This is a genomic window from Sulfuricurvum sp., from assembly GCF_049277495.1.
GTDB lineage: Bacteria > Campylobacterota > Campylobacteria > Campylobacterales > Sulfurimonadaceae > Sulfuricurvum.
Genome location: NZ_JBASYM010000049.1, coordinates 40469 through 55401 on the forward strand (window position 1 = coordinate 40469; position 14933 = coordinate 55401).

Annotated in this window: 15 protein-coding genes; 3 read left to right on the forward strand and 12 right to left on the reverse strand. The window is 46.6% G+C overall.

Annotation, left to right across the window (positions count from 1 at the left end; all coding sequences use genetic code 11):
* Window positions 1-73: 73 nt before the first annotated feature.
* From gdhA to WAO38_RS09075, 5 genes are all read right to left on the reverse strand, one after another.
* Window positions 74-1432, reverse strand: coding sequence for an NADP-specific glutamate dehydrogenase (gdhA, locus tag WAO38_RS09055; RefSeq protein WP_422236465.1), 1359 nt, complete (start codon window positions 1430-1432; stop codon window positions 74-76).
* A gap of 77 nt (window positions 1433-1509) precedes the next feature.
* Window positions 1510-4230, reverse strand: coding sequence for a DNA polymerase I (polA, locus tag WAO38_RS09060; RefSeq protein ID WP_422236387.1), 2721 nt, complete (start codon window positions 4228-4230; stop codon window positions 1510-1512).
* A gap of 9 nt (window positions 4231-4239) precedes the next feature.
* Window positions 4240-5058, reverse strand: coding sequence for an HDOD domain-containing protein (locus WAO38_RS09065; RefSeq protein ID WP_422236389.1), 819 nt, complete (start codon window positions 5056-5058; stop codon window positions 4240-4242).
* 33 nt (window positions 5059-5091) lie between these two features.
* Window positions 5092-7908 (reverse strand): excinuclease ABC subunit UvrA, encoded by a 2817-nt coding sequence (gene uvrA / locus WAO38_RS09070; protein ID WP_422236391.1) that lies wholly within the window; start codon window positions 7906-7908, stop codon window positions 5092-5094.
* A 6-nt stretch (window positions 7909-7914) separates the two neighbouring features.
* Entirely contained in the window at window positions 7915-8652 is a 738-nt protein-coding gene (locus WAO38_RS09075; RefSeq protein ID WP_422236393.1) for a sulfite exporter TauE/SafE family protein, read from the reverse strand.
* 128 nt (window positions 8653-8780) lie between these two features.
* On the opposite strand from WAO38_RS09075, the gene WAO38_RS09080 reads away from it, so the two are divergent.
* Genes WAO38_RS09080 through WAO38_RS09090 form a run of 3 tightly spaced genes read left to right on the forward strand, consistent with a single transcriptional unit; the run spans window position 8781 to window position 10450 of the window.
* On the forward strand, window positions 8781-9203 hold the full coding sequence (locus tag WAO38_RS09080) for a chemotaxis protein CheX (RefSeq protein ID WP_422236395.1): 423 nt from the start codon (window positions 8781-8783) through the stop codon (window positions 9201-9203).
* Between the two features lie 3 nt (window positions 9204-9206).
* Window positions 9207-9554, forward strand: a complete 348-nt coding sequence (gene fliN / locus WAO38_RS09085) for a flagellar motor switch protein FliN (protein ID WP_422236396.1) — start codon at window positions 9207-9209, stop codon at window positions 9552-9554.
* The gene (locus WAO38_RS09090) at window positions 9551-10450 is read left to right on the forward strand and encodes a hypothetical protein (RefSeq protein WP_422236398.1); all 900 of its coding nucleotides are present in this window, start codon (window positions 9551-9553) and stop codon (window positions 10448-10450) included. The genes fliN and WAO38_RS09090 overlap by 4 nt, the downstream gene beginning before the upstream one ends.
* Here WAO38_RS09090 and WAO38_RS09095 read toward each other — a convergent pair.
* The 7 genes from WAO38_RS09095 to WAO38_RS09125 all read right to left on the reverse strand — a co-directional run bounded on the left by WAO38_RS09095 (window position 10444) and on the right by WAO38_RS09125 (window position 14931).
* Window positions 10444-10830 (reverse strand): bacteriohemerythrin, encoded by a 387-nt coding sequence (locus WAO38_RS09095; RefSeq protein ID WP_422236400.1) that lies wholly within the window; start codon window positions 10828-10830, stop codon window positions 10444-10446. The genes WAO38_RS09090 and WAO38_RS09095 overlap by 7 nt on opposite strands.
* 56 nt (window positions 10831-10886) lie before the next feature.
* Window positions 10887-11351 carry a tetratricopeptide repeat protein gene (locus tag WAO38_RS09100; protein ID WP_422236402.1) on the reverse strand — a complete coding sequence of 155 codons (465 nt, stop codon included), beginning with the start codon at window positions 11349-11351 and terminating at the stop codon, window positions 10887-10889.
* Window positions 11352-11464: 113 nt separating this feature from the next.
* The gene (dusB, locus tag WAO38_RS09105) at window positions 11465-12454 is read right to left on the reverse strand and encodes a tRNA dihydrouridine synthase DusB (RefSeq protein WP_422236404.1); all 990 of its coding nucleotides are present in this window, start codon (window positions 12452-12454) and stop codon (window positions 11465-11467) included.
* Window positions 12455-12521: 67 nt separating this feature from the next.
* Window positions 12522-13544, reverse strand: coding sequence for a hypothetical protein (locus WAO38_RS09110; protein ID WP_422236405.1), 1023 nt, complete (start codon window positions 13542-13544; stop codon window positions 12522-12524).
* 11 nt (window positions 13545-13555) lie between these two features.
* Complete coding sequence (gene dksA / locus WAO38_RS09115) at window positions 13556-13909, reverse strand: RNA polymerase-binding protein DksA (RefSeq protein ID WP_422236406.1); 354 nt, start codon at window positions 13907-13909, stop codon at window positions 13556-13558.
* Between the two features lie 9 nt (window positions 13910-13918).
* Entirely contained in the window at window positions 13919-14377 is a 459-nt protein-coding gene (locus WAO38_RS09120; RefSeq protein ID WP_422236407.1) for a 23S rRNA (pseudouridine(1915)-N(3))-methyltransferase RlmH, read from the reverse strand.
* On the reverse strand, window positions 14374-14931 hold the full coding sequence (locus WAO38_RS09125; protein ID WP_422236408.1) for a thiamine phosphate synthase: 558 nt from the start codon (window positions 14929-14931) through the stop codon (window positions 14374-14376). The genes WAO38_RS09120 and WAO38_RS09125 overlap by 4 nt, the downstream gene beginning before the upstream one ends.
* Between the last annotated feature and the right edge of the window lie 2 nt (window positions 14932-14933).

A 14933-nucleotide genomic window follows, 5' to 3' on the forward strand; every position in this document is an offset into this window, starting at 1 on the left:
GGAAACCTGTCTGTATAATATGGTGCAATTGTAATCGTTCTTCGGTAAATGTTTGTTAATTTTATATTAACAATCAAACCCCTTCAAGAAGCATCGCTTCCGCCACCCGTTTAAAGGCGGCGATATTGGCTCCGTCGACAAAATTCCGCTCTTGCCCGTACTCTTTGGCGGTTAGGGATATCCGCTTATAAATATGGCGCATGATCTCGCTGAGTTTGCGGTCTACTTTATTAAAGTCCCATTTTTCCATGGAGGCGTTCTGTGACATTTCAAACTCGCTTACCGCGACACCTCCGGCATTGGCCGCTTTGCCCGGTGCGAACAGCACTCCTTCCTTTTGGAAAAGATCGATCGCATCGGGCGTTGTCGGCATATTTGCCCCTTCAACCACCGCCCGGACACCGTTATTGATCAACATTTGCGCATCAATCAGACTTAACTCATTTTGTGTCGCACACGGGAATGCGGCAAAACACGGGTAGCTCCACGCCGCATGCCCGCCAGAAGGATAATCTTCTTTTTTGATATAGACTGCGGAGGGGATAAAATCGATATAGTGGATTAAGGACTGATGCCGTTCTTCGTCTTTGAGCTCTTTAAGCACTTTGAGATCGATTCCCCGAGAGTCATATATCGTCCCTTCGCTGTCACTGCAGGTAATGACTCTCGCGCCGAAATGTTCGAGTTTTTCGATGGTATGGATTGCGACATTTCCGGCGCCGCTGACCGCACATATTTTACCTTCGAGTGATTCATGCAGTTCTTCTTTCAACATTTCCGAGGCAAAATAGACGACACCGTAACCCGTCGCCTGCGGACGCATCAGCGAACCGCCCAGCGTATAGGGCTTGCCGCTGAGGACACCGTCATAGTTGCGGCTGATACGCTTGTATTCCCCGAATAAAAAACCGATTTCCCGGGATCCGACACCGATGTCTCCGGCCGGAACATCGATACGGGCACCGATATATTGGTGGAGTTCGCGCATAAAGGCACGGCAAAACTTCATAATCTCAAAATCGCTTTTCCCTTTGGGATCGAAGTCGCTTCCCCCCTTGGCACCGCCGAGGGGCAGTCCAGTCAACGCGTTTTTAAAGATCTGCTCGAACGCCAAGAACTTCAAAACGCCGATCGATACGCTCGGATGGAATCGCAGTCCCCCCTTGTAAGGTCCAAGGGCATTATTAAACTGGATACGGTAGCCGTTGTTGATATGAACCCGATTCTGATCATCAACCCACTGGACTTTAAACTGGATGATCCGATCCGGAGTCACCAAACGTTCCAAGATCGCATAGGTCTCCAAACGGGGATCACCGTGAACCATAGGTTCAAGCGAATGGAGAACTTCACTGACGGCCTGCATAAAAGTGTTGTCGATCGCACAGTTGGATTTTTCGAGATTGGCTAAAATTTTGTCGACCATAGTAATCTCCTGTTATTAAAAGATGTTTGAACGCAGATTGTACTCAAAATTAGTGACGGATTGGAGATTTGGCATTGGGAGAGTTATTTCAACTCACCCCAGTGGTTCCCGATATGCATCGATGTTTTCAGCGGGATACGCAGTTGTGAAATATGTTCCATCACCTCTACAAAGCGGACGGCATAGGCTTCGGCCATATCTTCATCTACTTCAAAAATCAGTTCATCGTGGATTTGAAGAAGCATTTTAGCTCTCAGCCCTTCGGTTCGGATCATTGCATCGATTTTATTCATCGAAAGTTTGATCAGATCGGCTACGGATCCTTGGAATACCGTATTGACCGATTCGCGCTCATACGCGGCTTTAAGCATCGGGGTCGCACTGGCAAAATCAAAATAGCGACGTCGGTGCAAAAGCGTCTCCACATAGCCCAACTCTTTGGCTTGTTCTACGATGCCGCTGAAATACCCTTTGACACTCGGAAAGGTCTCGAAATAGCGTTCGATGATCTCTTTGGCCTCTTTCGTCGTGATACCCAGAGTGTCCGAGAGTTTTTTGGATCCCATCCCGTAAAGAAGCCCGAAGTTGACCGTCTTTGCGATACTGCGCTTGGCGGGTGCTTCCTCTTCGCCAAAGAGAGCGATGGCCGTTTGCATATGGATATCATGCCCCTCGTTAAAGGCGTTTACCAAGACTGCATCTTCGCTAAAATGGGCAAGCAGACGCAATTCCATTTGCGAATAGTCGATGCCGATCAGTTTTTTCCCCTTCGCTGCCACAAACGCTTCGCGTATTCGCATTCCCAGCGCCGTTTTGACGGGGATATTTTGAAGATTCGGATTTTTAGAACTGAGCCGTCCCGTTGCCGTTCCCGTCTGAACAAACGACGTATAGATACGTGAGGCAGAGTCATTTTGCGCCAAGGCGATCAAAGGTTCGATATACGTGGAATAGAGCTTATGATATTCACGGTACTGCAAAAGCATCGGAATCACGGCATGTTCATGCCGCAGCCCTTCCAATACCTGTTCATCGGTACTGTACCCCGTTTTGGTCTTTTTGCCGTGCGCCAGCCCCAAGGTCTCAAACAAGATCACGCCGAGCTGTTTAGGGGAATTGAGATTAAATACACTCCCGCAGGCACTGTGGATCTGTTCGGTCAGCGAAGCGATTTCGTGGGCTACCTCTTTTTTAAATACTTCCAGTACCGCCGTATCGACGGCGATTCCTTCTTTCTCCATTCCGAGTAAGGTCAGGGTAAAAGGAAATTCAATATCAAATGCTTCCCGAAGCGCTTCATCACCCCCTTTTAGGAGCAGCTGTTCACGGAGAACTTCATACAGACGGTAAGTGATGTAGGCATCTTCTCCGGCATATTTGCACGCATCTTCAATCGCAACGGAGGCAAAGTTTTCCCCTTTTTTCACCGTATCTTTAAAATGGATCATTTCATGATGCAAAAGGGAATGGGCAAGGTTATCCATCGCAAGTGAGCGTGCCGAATCGGTCAGCCATGCCAGAACCATCGTATCGGCATGGATATTTAAACGATCCACCTCCAAAAAGCGGGTGACGAAATGGAGATCGAATTTAATATTATGTCCGATGACACGCCGTTCAAAAAGAGAGAGAATCGCTTTTTTGGCCGCTTCGGCACTCACCTGATCCCCGACCCCGAGATAGCTGTGGGCCATAGGAACATAATATCCGGTTTTGCCGTCGATGCTGAAACTGAATCCCACCAAATGGTCGCTTTTAGGATCAAGTCCCGTCGTTTCGGTATCAAATGCCACCATCGCATCCGCCGGGATCGAGGCTATCATCGCTGCCAGTGTTTCATCCGAATCAATCAGCACGGTACACCCATCCGGAGTATCACAGTGAACCGCTGCAATCGTCTCCGTCGTCAGCGGTACCGTCGGCTGCGTCTCTTCAAAAAGAGCTTTCGCTTTGAGGGTACGCAGCACCGCATTCATCTCATAATGGACCAAATCGTCATAGATCGGGAGAAACGGATTGTCAAAATGCATTGAAAATTCGCTAAAATCGAGCGTATCAAATACATCATCTTTCAAACGGACCAGTTCGCGTGAGCGGAAAGCATCGTCGCGGTAAGTCTCCAAAAGGCCTCGGATACGCACAGGGGTAACTTCCTCGAGACGGCTGTACATCTCATCCAGCGTTCCAAACTGCGTCAGAAGTTTTTGAGCCGTCACTTTTCCGATCCCTTTGACACCGGGAACATTATCGGCCGTATCTCCGATCAAGGATTGATAATCGATAAACTGACGCGGATGAACGCCGTACTTTTCGTCGCAGTGGCGTTCGTTCATCACTTTTTTGCTGATCGCATCGACCAGTACGACCCGGTCATCGTCAATCAGCTGATAGAGGTCTTTATCGTGGGAAACGACACGGACAAGAAAGCCGTGGGCACGTGCTTGCCGAACGACCGAAGCGATCATGTCATCGGCTTCGTATCCGCTCATGGAAAGCGATTTATACCCCATTTTATCAATCCAATCAATCGCAATCGGAAGCTGTTTGATGAGTTCTTCCGGTGCGGGGGAACGGTTGGCTTTATAGTTCGGGTCTATCTCGGCACGAAAGCTCGGTCCCTTCGCATCAAGGGCAAAAATGAGGTAATCACTCGAATGGTCTTTATGAAGGGAAGCGATGAAATTGACAAATCCGGTCAACAGACCGGTCGGAAAACCATGCTTGTTCGTTAACGGGGGAAGAGCATAAAAACTGCGAAAGAAAAATCCGAAAGTGTCAATAATGGTAACAACAGGCTGTGCCATTAATCGACTTTATTTCGTATTGATTTTATCAAGAATCGAATCGATCGCCGCTTGAAGTTTTGTGATGTCATAACCGGCAGCTTCTGCTTTTTTAAGACCGTAAGCAACCCCGTGATCGCCGAATGGATCATTGATCGGGATGATTGTTTTGATGACATTAAGAGCTCGGGCATATTCTTGGACCTCTTCGGGTGCCGCATCAGGGGTATCGGAGAATTCGATCATCTCCACAAACTCTTTGTCAAAATTCCAATGGGTAAAGATCGCCGCGGTAACGCTTGCCGTCGTCTCTTGGACGTAAGAGCGTTCTACGCTGGCAATATCAATCGCTGAATCGATGTCCGCTTTAAAATTTGTCGCTAACTCTTCTTGGATTACATCACTGGCAATAATAATTTTTCCTGTTTCCTGCAAAAATGCCGCTAAAAAAAGTTTATCCGCTTTGGCACGATCGATCTTCATGTACCACGCCTGCATCAAAGCCGCCTGCATCGACGAGATTTCAGCAAAACGATCCGACGTAATTCCATAAGGTTCCATATCGACGTTCAACAGTTTGCGAACCGAATTACCCAATCCGATAGAGCGGGTCATGCTCATCCCGAACAAAGATACCGCTTGGGAAACATTGTTGATCTCGCGACGAAAACTGTAGAGCGGAGAATTCGCTGCTTTCAGTAAGTTGGCAACAATCATCGGATCCGTTTCTACGGTTTTGACCAGATCATGAATCGAGGAGTTTGGATCATTACAAACCCGCTGCATATCGATGACCGTTTTCGGTAGCGGAGGCAAAGATTTAATACTGTTTATTATCGAACTCTTCATTCAAAATCCTCTATCAGAAGCAATTATGGTGTATTATAGCTTATTTAACTCAAGAGCCAAATATTTTCCGGTAAAACTTCCGGTTTTTTCCCAATCGCGGGCAACCGTTTCGGGATCTCCAATCGCTACCAGCAATCCTCCTCCGCTGCCCCCTTCAGGTCCCATATCGATGATATAATCGGCGTTTTTGATCATATCAAGGTTATGTTCGATAACGAGAACCGAGTTCCCCAGTTCCACAAAATTGTGAAGGACTCTGGTCAGACGGTTGACATCGTCAAAGTGTAATCCGGTCGTCGGTTCATCCAGGATATAGAGGGTGTTTCCGGTATCACGGCGGCTAAGTTCTTTGGCCAGTTTGATCCGCTGCGCTTCTCCGCCGGAAAGGGTAACCGCGTTTTGCCCCAGTGTAATATAGTCGAGTCCCACATCACTTAGGGTTTGCAGAATGACTTTGATTTTCGGGATCGGAGCAAAAAATTCCAACGCTTCGCCGACGGACATATTGAGTACATCCGAAATCGTTTTCCCTTTGTACTCGACTTGCAGAGTCTGCAGATTGTAGCGGCTCCCGTGACACGAATCACATTTCACCATAATGTCCGGCAAAAAGTGCATCTCGATCTTGATCTCCCCCTCACCCTGACATTTTTCACAGCGTCCGCCTTTAACGTTAAAACTAAAACGCGATGCGGTATAGCCGCGGATTTGTGCCTCTTTGGTTTTGGCAAACAGATTCCGGATCTCATCCATGACACCGGTATAGGTCGCTGGATTCGAACGCGGGGTTCGTCCTATCGGGCTTTGATCGAGGTAGATGACTTTATCGAGTTTATCCAGTCCGTCCACTTCTACCCCTGCAACACGGTTTACTTTACGGGCATGGTTTAATATCTCACGGGTCACCGGAAGCAAGGTCTGCAAGATCAGAGAGCTTTTACCGCTGCCGCTGACTCCGGTCACACAGACAAAATTGTGAAGCGGTATTTCCACACTTAAATTGTTAATATTATTGAGAGAGACATTTTTAATCGACATCCACTCTTTTTGAGGACGGCGGTAGAAATATTTGATCTGTTTTCTTCCCGAGAGGTAATCTGCGGTCAGGGTATTGCTCTTTTTCATCTCTTCGAGGGTTCCGGCAAATACGACATGTCCGCCGAATTTTCCCGCACCCGGCCCGATATCGACGATAAAGTCAGCATTTTCGATGGTCTCTTTATCGTGTTCGACGACGATCACCGTATTCCCTTTTTCCTGCAATGAGCGGAGTGTTCGGATGAGTTTGAGGGTGTCGCGTTCATGCAAGCCGATACTTGGCTCATCCAGAACGTACATGACACCCGTCAAACCGCTCCCGATTTGACTGGCGATACGGATTCGCTGGGCTTCACCTCCGCTGATGGTACGGGCATCACGGCTGAGAGAAAGATATCCCAATCCGACATCAAAAAGGAAAAACAGACGCTCGCGGATCTCATTCAAAATCGAAGCGGCGATCATCGTACTTTGATCACTCAGCCCTTCAAAAGTTTTCGGATCGGCAAACCATGCATACGAATCTTTGAGCGGCATCGAGATGACATCGCCGATCCCTTTGTCCGCAACGCGAACCGCGAGAGATTCCCGTTTCAGCCTGTGGGAATTACAGATATTGCACGGTTTTTCGGACATATAGTCGGCGAGATCTTTTTCATCTTTGAAAATATCATAGGCGATGCGGACGATTCCCGGCCATATCCGTTTGATCGGATGGTCTTGCCATTTGAATTCCACTTCATTGACGCTGCCGTGGAGAATCGCTTTTTTCTGATACTCTTCGAGGGTATAAAACGGAGCGGTGATACTGATCCCCTCCGCAATACAGAATGCTTTGAGAAACGTAAAGTAATACCCTTTATTAAATCCGTAAACGATTTTAATCGCCCCTTTTTCAACCGAAAGCTCCGAATCGATGATTTTCTCATAATCAAGCGAATAGCGGATTCCCAAGCCGTCACACTCCGAACATGCACCTTTAGGTGAATTAAATGAGAATGAGAGCGGTTCTAGCGGATCGAAGCTCACTTTACAGTCAAAACAGGCACTGTGTTCGCTGTAGTGGATCAGCTTCTCGTGCATATCGACTTCTTCATGGTTTTGAATCTCGATCTCTACCTCGCCGTAACTCTCTTTGAGCGCTTTTTCGACATCCTGTGCGACACGGTCGTGGTTGTCCTCTTTAATAATCAGACGGTCAATCACCACTTTAAGTGTATGTTTTTTAGTTTTGGAGAGGTCAATCTCTTCATCCAGACGTACCATGACCCCATCAATCATTGCCCGGACGTACCCTTTATGACGAAGGGATTCGAGGATATCGGTGAATGAGCCTTTTTTCTCCCGCACCAGCGGAGCCATAATAACGATTTTAGCCCCCTCCGGGAGTTTGAGCACCTGGTCGATAATATCCTGAGCCGACATTTTGGAGATTTTTTTACCGCACAGATGGCAGTGCTGTATCCCGATACGGGCATACAAAAGCCGCAGATAGTCATAAATCTCGGTAATCGTTCCGACCGTTGATCGGGGATTTTTGGAGGTTGTTTTCTGATCGATCGCAATCGCGGGAGTCAGCCCTTCGATCTTGTCCACATCAGGTTTCCCGACACGGTCCAAAAACTGCCGTGCATAGGAAGAGAGTGACTCGATATAGCGTCGCTGACCCTCGGCATAAAGGGTATCAAAGGCTAATGTCGATTTACCGCTGCCGCTGATTCCGGTACAGACAATGAGCTTATTTTTTGGAATCTCCAGTGAAATATTCTTGAGATTGTGCTCTCGTGCCCCAATAATTTTAATCATATCCATAAGTCTTTATCCCGCAATAAGTTTATATGCCGTAATGGCAAAAATAATGATGTAAAAAACAACCAATATCTGTTTGTAATGGGTTACTTTGACTCTATTTAACAGCCAAATACCCAAAATAATCCCTAAAAGTGAACTGAATGCCATTATCAATCCTGCCTGGATATTGACAACGCCCAGCCACAAAAGGGTCAAAAAAGCAGAAACAGAGGTAAACATCACAAAAAACAGCCCGACGGCTGAAGACTTTTTGAGTGGAAATCCCATAAAACTGACCAAAATCGGCGTCAATAAAATCGATCCCCCGACACCGAGCATCCCCGAAAAAACTCCGATACCCGCACCGATTGCACTGTAAAGAGGTCGATTGACCACCTCAGGCCGTGTCGGGACAGGCGAAGAGAAAGCGAGTCTTCCCAATGTGAACGCAACAATACCCAAGAAGAACCATTCCAAGACGGCTGCATCGAGGATTTTGACCAAAAATCCCCCGGCTATCGCGCCGAAAACACCGCCGTATCCGAAATATTTGATCTCACTGGCGACATAGGTCTGCTTTTTATGATGGATCCAGGCCGCCATTAACGAGCCTGCGACCATCTGCATCACCGATATGCCGATCGCTTCTTTAATGCCAAACCCCAGATAAAGGAGAATCGGGACACTCACGGTTCCGCCGCCGATTCCGAAAAATCCGGAAAGTGTACCGACACCGATTCCTAAAAGGGCTAATTCAACTGTCATATTTCTACTTTACCAACTATTGTGTCGCGCGATTATACTCGCTTAGTGCTTCAACGAACCCCCTTTTCGATCACCTGATTTTACGGTATAATCAATTCTCATACTTACATACCTGAAATGAGAATGCGATGTTACCGATCATAGTCCAAGCAGCTGAGAACTTTTGCCTTCACCAACTGCGCCTGCCATCCGAACGAATCGCGAATGTTCCGCAAAAGAGAACACTTCTTGCTTATATTGACATTGAAGCAGATGACGGCACCCTGCACCGGGCCTATATAGGCTGTGATGCAATTCTAATTCAAGCCATTACCGAAGCTTTTTTAGGAGAAGACGGCAGCGACGAGCAGACTCTTATCGATATGCTCTTGGAAACGACCAATATGATTGTCGGAAGTGCAAAAGTATTGGCGGAAGAATCATATGAAAGATCAATGAGCATTATGACCCCTTTTTTCGTACCGAGTGAGGCGAACGAAGGCGACCCCGAAGAGATACAGCGGCTCAGTGTTGAGAACGGGGAAATGATAATTGCATTAAAAAGGCTCTAAACAATGGATCAACCAGTCACAACAGCGGAAAGTTTACTTCACAAAGATCATCCGTATGATGCTGTCAAAGAGCTCTCCTGGATGGATTATGAAGGATTACTCGATATGGAAGTCGAGTTTGTCGCCGATTTGGGACAAACGACCCTTTCCCTCGGAGATATTCTCAAACTTGAAAAAGGGTCTGTCATTGATTTGGGCAAACCGGCCGGCGAAAGTGTCGAATCCTATGTGAACCGCCGTATTATCGGCAAAGGCGAAGTTATGGTATATGAAAAAAACTTGGCGATACGGATCAATGAAGTTCTCGACTCGAGCGCTGTCCTGTATTACCTTTCTAAAGAGAGACTATGAGATATTTAATCCTTTTCCTTCTCCTCCCGGCATTTTTGTGGGGGGCTAAAGTCTTAAGCTATAACGTTTATGACCGTAATGACCGCGTTGATGTCATGCTGACTTTTGATACCCCCTACGAGGGGGTTCTTCGGCAAAACCGCCACAACGATACGGTTGTCATCAAACTCGAAGAAGCCTCTATCGAAACACCGATAGTGAAAAATGTCAACTCTAAATACCTGAGCAAGCTTACCATCGCACCTCAGGGGGAAAATATTGAAATCGTGGCGCTTGTCTCTCCTGAAGTCAGCATGCAAGCATCCAAAACGTCCGATTCGTACGGTCTGCGCCTTCGTTTTATGCGTCCCGCAGTCAACAACAACCTGGGGCAGACTTCACCGGTGGATGAAACGGCGGTAGCCACGGGACTTCCAACCAAAAGCGGTTCGGAGTTCGAACAAAGCTATTATGTCGTCATCGCTATTTTAGTGATCGGAATCGGAATTTTATTCTGGCTGAAACAAAATATAGCCAAACGTGCCGAAACGATCCACAGTGAGCCTAAGACTCCGTGGCTCTTTAATAAAAAAAGTGCGTCGGAAGCCAAATCTTCTCCCGTATCACCGATTAAGACATCCGGTGAGATGGGAGGGGTTCATATAAGGTTCCAGAAAAGTCTTGACGCCACCAACAGCGTCGCTATGCTCGATTACGGAACAATGAGCTATTTAGTCCTGCTAGGGAACAATACCCTTATCCTCGATAAGTTCCAGGACAATGTCCCGGTCACCCAAAACGATTTCGAAACGCTCCTGCAATCCAAGCACCGTGAACTGGACAGCTATTTTCAGCTCGCTCCCATTCAAGACGAAGCATTTGATTCGTACAAAGAAAAAGCTTCCGGAGCTTATTGACGGCTCAGGGTAATTACCCTGGCCAGATCACTGTCCATATTCAAAAGATGTTGGGAAAACCAGTCACGAAGCCGTTCGTTGACATACGCTTTTGCAAACATCAGCTTTCCGCATTTTGCTTTCTCGCTAAAATAGTTCATCTCTTCTAACGCTTTTCTGTGCTCTTGTTCATGTTCGCTTTTGTTCGCATATTCAATTGCGGCCATATCCGCCTCTTCTTCGGCAAAATGTCCCTGAGTATGCCGTATAACGCCTTCAAAAAGAGAGGCAAACTCCTCATTTGAGGAAGCTTTGAGTGCCTCATACAGTTCCCAGAACTCTTCATGTCTTCGGTCGATCGATTCTACCCCTACTTTGAGAGTATCCGGTAACGGTGACATAGGCAGCCTTTTTGAGTCTGTATATACAATTATTGTACCGACCCTAAAAACCTTGTTTATACGTTATGCAATTCGTAACGGGAATAGATGTCATACGCTTCTTCTCCGCCTGTTGACGCCAAAACTTCTTTGATCAATACGGCAGCTTCTTTACGGCTTCCGCCGCCGAATCCTTTGGCATAGATTTCCGCCAGAGTCACTTTCGCCGCAGGTTCGCCTTGAGCGACAGCCATTTTGAGGAAATAGGCGGCACGATCGAAATCTTCCGGAACCCCCATCGCATTCGCATAGGCGAATCCGGCACTCACTTGAGCCGGCAAGATTCCCGCTTCCGCGGCAATCGTATAATATTCCGTAGATTTTGCAAAACTCCGTTCTACCCCTTGCCCGTTGTAATAGAGTGTTGCCAAGGCAAACAAACAGCGGGGATCGGATTCATCCTTCTTAAACCACTCATACGCCTCTTCAAAACGTTTTGTGCTGTATGCATTCATTCCGGCATTGTAAAAATCGATAGTCATTCCCTAGACCCTTTTTTGAGGACGATTGTAGCAAAAGAGGCTAACGAAAAACTATAATAAGAGGGTTACTTTAAAAGAAGAAGAGAAAGATAGAATTTGAGGCAGTGGGTGCCTTAGCACTCACACGCCATATCGGAAGCTTTAAACCCCTCGCCGATCTGACGGTGGGTGAGAAAGAACTCATCCACGACGGCACGGAAGTGGACGGGGTCATCGATACGGTTGACGAGATCACGGAGCGCTGATGCCCCCTCGTACCCTTTTGAATAGGTATGGACGTGTTTGCGGAACGTCACTACGCCGCGTGCACCGTAAAAGCTCACCATGCCGTCTAAATGCTCCATGATGATCGCATGTTTGATCAGAGGATCGACGGAGGCGCTTCCGGTCTTGAGCTGATGAAAGATCCACGGTGCGCCGACGGCTCCGCGTCCGATCATGACGCCATCGGCTTTGGTATGTTCGAGGACCCATTGCGCTTTCTCAAATGAATCGATATCTCCGTTGGCGATCACGGGGATGGATACGGATTCTTTGATCTCGGCAATGGCGTCATAATCAACCGCCGCTTTAAATTTCCCCGCTCGTGTGCGTCCGTGTACGGCCAGGAAATCAGCGCCGCATTCTTGAACAAGCTTCGCGATTTCGATATGGTTTTTCGATTCAAATCCCAAACGGATTTTGACACTGAGGGTCGATTTGTTCGAGGTTTTTTTGATCGTCTCGATGATACGCGCCATCCGCGGCAAATCATTGAGCAGTGCGCTTCCCGAACCGTGACAAACGATTTTTGGTACCGGACACCCGCAATTGAGATCGATGATATCGATATCGTCTTGGGTATTGAGTATCTCCACTGCACGTCGGACGATCTCCTCTTCCGAACCTGCGATCTGAACCGAATAGGGATCTTCATTCGGGCTGCGTTCTAGCATTCGGAGCGTTTTGGAAGAACCGTGGGCGAGTGCATTCGAACTCAGCATCTCGCTGACGGTCAAATCCGCCCCGAATTTTTTGACGACATTGCGAAACGGCAGATCGGTATATCCGGCGAGAGGAGCTAGAGCATAAACAGGGGTATCAAAAGAGAGTTTGGAAGTCATAACCATCTGACCTTATAAGATATTTGGGTGGATTCCCGCCATCTGCGGGAATAACGAAAGAAGTAAATTAATTGCAACTGCGGTGTAAAAAGATTCGAATGTCATAATGTTTATTGGCACGTTTAAGATCACGATAGGCTTTGAAAATCTGATAATCATTGTTGGCCGTATTGTTGAGGACTTCATTGGCCGTATCAATCATCTGTAAATCATACAGAGTATATAAATACCCTTCCATCGCATCATCACACTGTTCGCTGAGCATCTCAAACAAACGGATACGCTGTTCAGGGAGCATATTTTTAGACATTGCGGCAGTGAGATCGATCCAGTCATTGCTGTTGAGTTTCAGTGCGTTAAAAATACTAATGAGTTCTTCATTAGCGATTTGAATACCGTTTTCCGCATTGATACGTTGGACAAAATCAATTAAAGAGGCTTTGGTAAAGAGGTGCTTGAACTTCATAATGGAGCCGACGGATGCCGTTTTAACATACGTTTCATACGCTTTGGCACAAACGATCTCACCGTAGCTTTCCGGACGGGAGAGGATACTGTCCGCATCGATCTCACCGCGTTCAAAACGGTTAAGGTTGTTTTGAATGACAATGGATGTCGTAGATGCTAAGTGGAATTTTTTAATATCCACTTTCTTCTTCTCTTTGACATCCCGCATCAATGCAAGCGCTTCATCGATTTTTTCGTTGCCGATGGAACGGAGAGTTTCATACGGAAGTATCAACGCATGATCTATCAATTTGCCCATCAGTTTATAGGCATCGCTTTTATAGACATAGTTGCGCTCGCTGACCCCTAAAAGTGCGTCACGCAGTGCATCGATCATTTTTTCATGGTCTTTATTCAAACGGCGAAGTTTGAAATTCCCCACCAGGGCATAGACACCCATGTGCATTAGGCTGGCAAGGTACATGATAATAAGAGGAACAATCACCCAAAATGCAATTGGAAGGTTTGGAAAATGCATCCCTAACAAATCAAATGAAATTGACTCGCTATCGATTGAATAAGCCGCGGCAGCGACTAGAATCATCAAGATTAGTGATGCGATACTGTACCGTTTTAATTGCATTTTCTTCCCCTTTAGTGTTTGTTTTTTTCAACGATCGGACGACATACGATACAATATTTTGCATGCGGTTTGACTTTCAAACGCTGAAAACCGATATCGTCTTCACACATCTCACAGATACCGTATTGTTTACCTTTGATTTTAAAAAGTGCGGCTTCAATCTCTTCAAGCTCATGCATTTGTTGAGACCCTATGGCATTTTCAACCATATTATCATTGCTGGCAGAGGCATAATCACCTTCGTCATTCAGTTCCATCTCACGCAACTGGTTCATTTCGCTCTCGACACCGGTAATATTTTTGATTATCTGAGCTTTACGCGTCAGCAATATTTCCTCGAAATACTGCAACTCATGGTCTCTCATCGATGCTCCTCATTTGTGATACGGATGGTTTGCTAACAGTGAATAGGCACGGTATATCTGCTCTAATAGAACGGCTTTCGCGATTTTATGGCTCATCGTCAAATCGGACAGACTGATGGCACTATCACATTGTTCTACAAAGCTTTTTTCAAAGCCATAAGCTCCGCCTATAAAAAATTGCAACGAAATTTTATCACTTATAAGCTTACTAAATGCAAAGCTGTCCATTTTTTTCCCCTCAGGATGCAACACAATCGAGTAATTTTTACCCAACATGGGAGAAAGAAGTTTGGAATAAGCGATTTGGGATGCTTCCGGACTGATAGTATGGGCTTTGACGATCTCTTTCGGAAAAAGTTCTATATCTTCCAGTTTCGCAAAACGGGAGATCATTTTCATCTGTTCTTGATACAGAGGCTCATAAAGGGAGCGCTCTTTTTTCGCTATCGAAATAATGGAGATGTTCATAACAATCCGCTTCCGATGACATGGTACGTCACATGCTGGAAACGATCCTCCAAAGTGACTCCGCCGATAGCAGCGACTGGATGGGTGGACGCTGAGGCCATCAGATCAAGGTCATCACCCAATACTTTTGCTTCGGACTTGGTAGAAGTAGCTCTGTATGCCCCTAAACCGATGTAATTGAGGTCCATAGTATTGGCAATCTCGATCTCTTTTGCATTATGGGTGGAGAGACCGATAATTTTATCTTCCCCTACCGCCATTTTTAAAATCTTGAGGGCACGGTGCGGATCGGGGTCGATCGCGTATAAATCCTCTTGCCCGATGTGAACACCGTCGCAAAAAGGTGCCAATTCATAATGATCGTTAATGAGTAAAAAACCTTCCCAGACTTGGCGAAGGGCTAAAAGATCTGCTTTGACCGTAGCGATATCTGCATTTTTATTGCGGTATTGGAGAACTTCAGCCCCTAATGTTTTGGCACGCGCTGCAAATGCGAGGAGACCGACCTCGTTTTGACAAAGCATATCGGCATCACAGAGGGCATAAAGCTTCATTA

Coding starts and splice junctions, on each gene's coding strand:
- polA (WP_422236387.1), bottom strand. CDS start 4,230: ATGGCACAGCCTGTTGTTACCATTATTGACACTTTCGGATTTTTCTTT.
- WAO38_RS09125 (WP_422236408.1), bottom strand. CDS start 14,931: ATGAAGCTTTATGCCCTCTGTGATGCCGATATGCTTTGTCAAAACGAG.
- WAO38_RS09100 (WP_422236402.1), bottom strand. CDS start 11,351: ATGACTATCGATTTTTACAATGCCGGAATGAATGCATACAGCACAAAA.
- fliN (WP_422236396.1), top strand. CDS start 9,207: ATGGATCAACCAGTCACAACAGCGGAAAGTTTACTTCACAAAGATCAT.
- dksA (WP_422236406.1), bottom strand. CDS start 13,909: ATGAGAGACCATGAGTTGCAGTATTTCGAGGAAATATTGCTGACGCGT.
- dusB (WP_422236404.1), bottom strand. CDS start 12,454: ATGACTTCCAAACTCTCTTTTGATACCCCTGTTTATGCTCTAGCTCCT.
- WAO38_RS09090 (WP_422236398.1), top strand. CDS start 9,551: ATGAGATATTTAATCCTTTTCCTTCTCCTCCCGGCATTTTTGTGGGGG.
- WAO38_RS09075 (WP_422236393.1), bottom strand. CDS start 8,652: ATGACAGTTGAATTAGCCCTTTTAGGAATCGGTGTCGGTACACTTTCC.
- uvrA (WP_422236391.1), bottom strand. CDS start 7,908: ATGGATATGATTAAAATTATTGGGGCACGAGAGCACAATCTCAAGAAT.
- WAO38_RS09080 (WP_422236395.1), top strand. CDS start 8,781: ATGTTACCGATCATAGTCCAAGCAGCTGAGAACTTTTGCCTTCACCAA.
- WAO38_RS09120 (WP_422236407.1), bottom strand. CDS start 14,377: ATGAACATCTCCATTATTTCGATAGCGAAAAAAGAGCGCTCCCTTTAT.
- WAO38_RS09110 (WP_422236405.1), bottom strand. CDS start 13,544: ATGCAATTAAAACGGTACAGTATCGCATCACTAATCTTGATGATTCTA.
- WAO38_RS09065 (WP_422236389.1), bottom strand. CDS start 5,058: ATGAAGAGTTCGATAATAAACAGTATTAAATCTTTGCCTCCGCTACCG.
- WAO38_RS09095 (WP_422236400.1), bottom strand. CDS start 10,830: ATGTCACCGTTACCGGATACTCTCAAAGTAGGGGTAGAATCGATCGAC.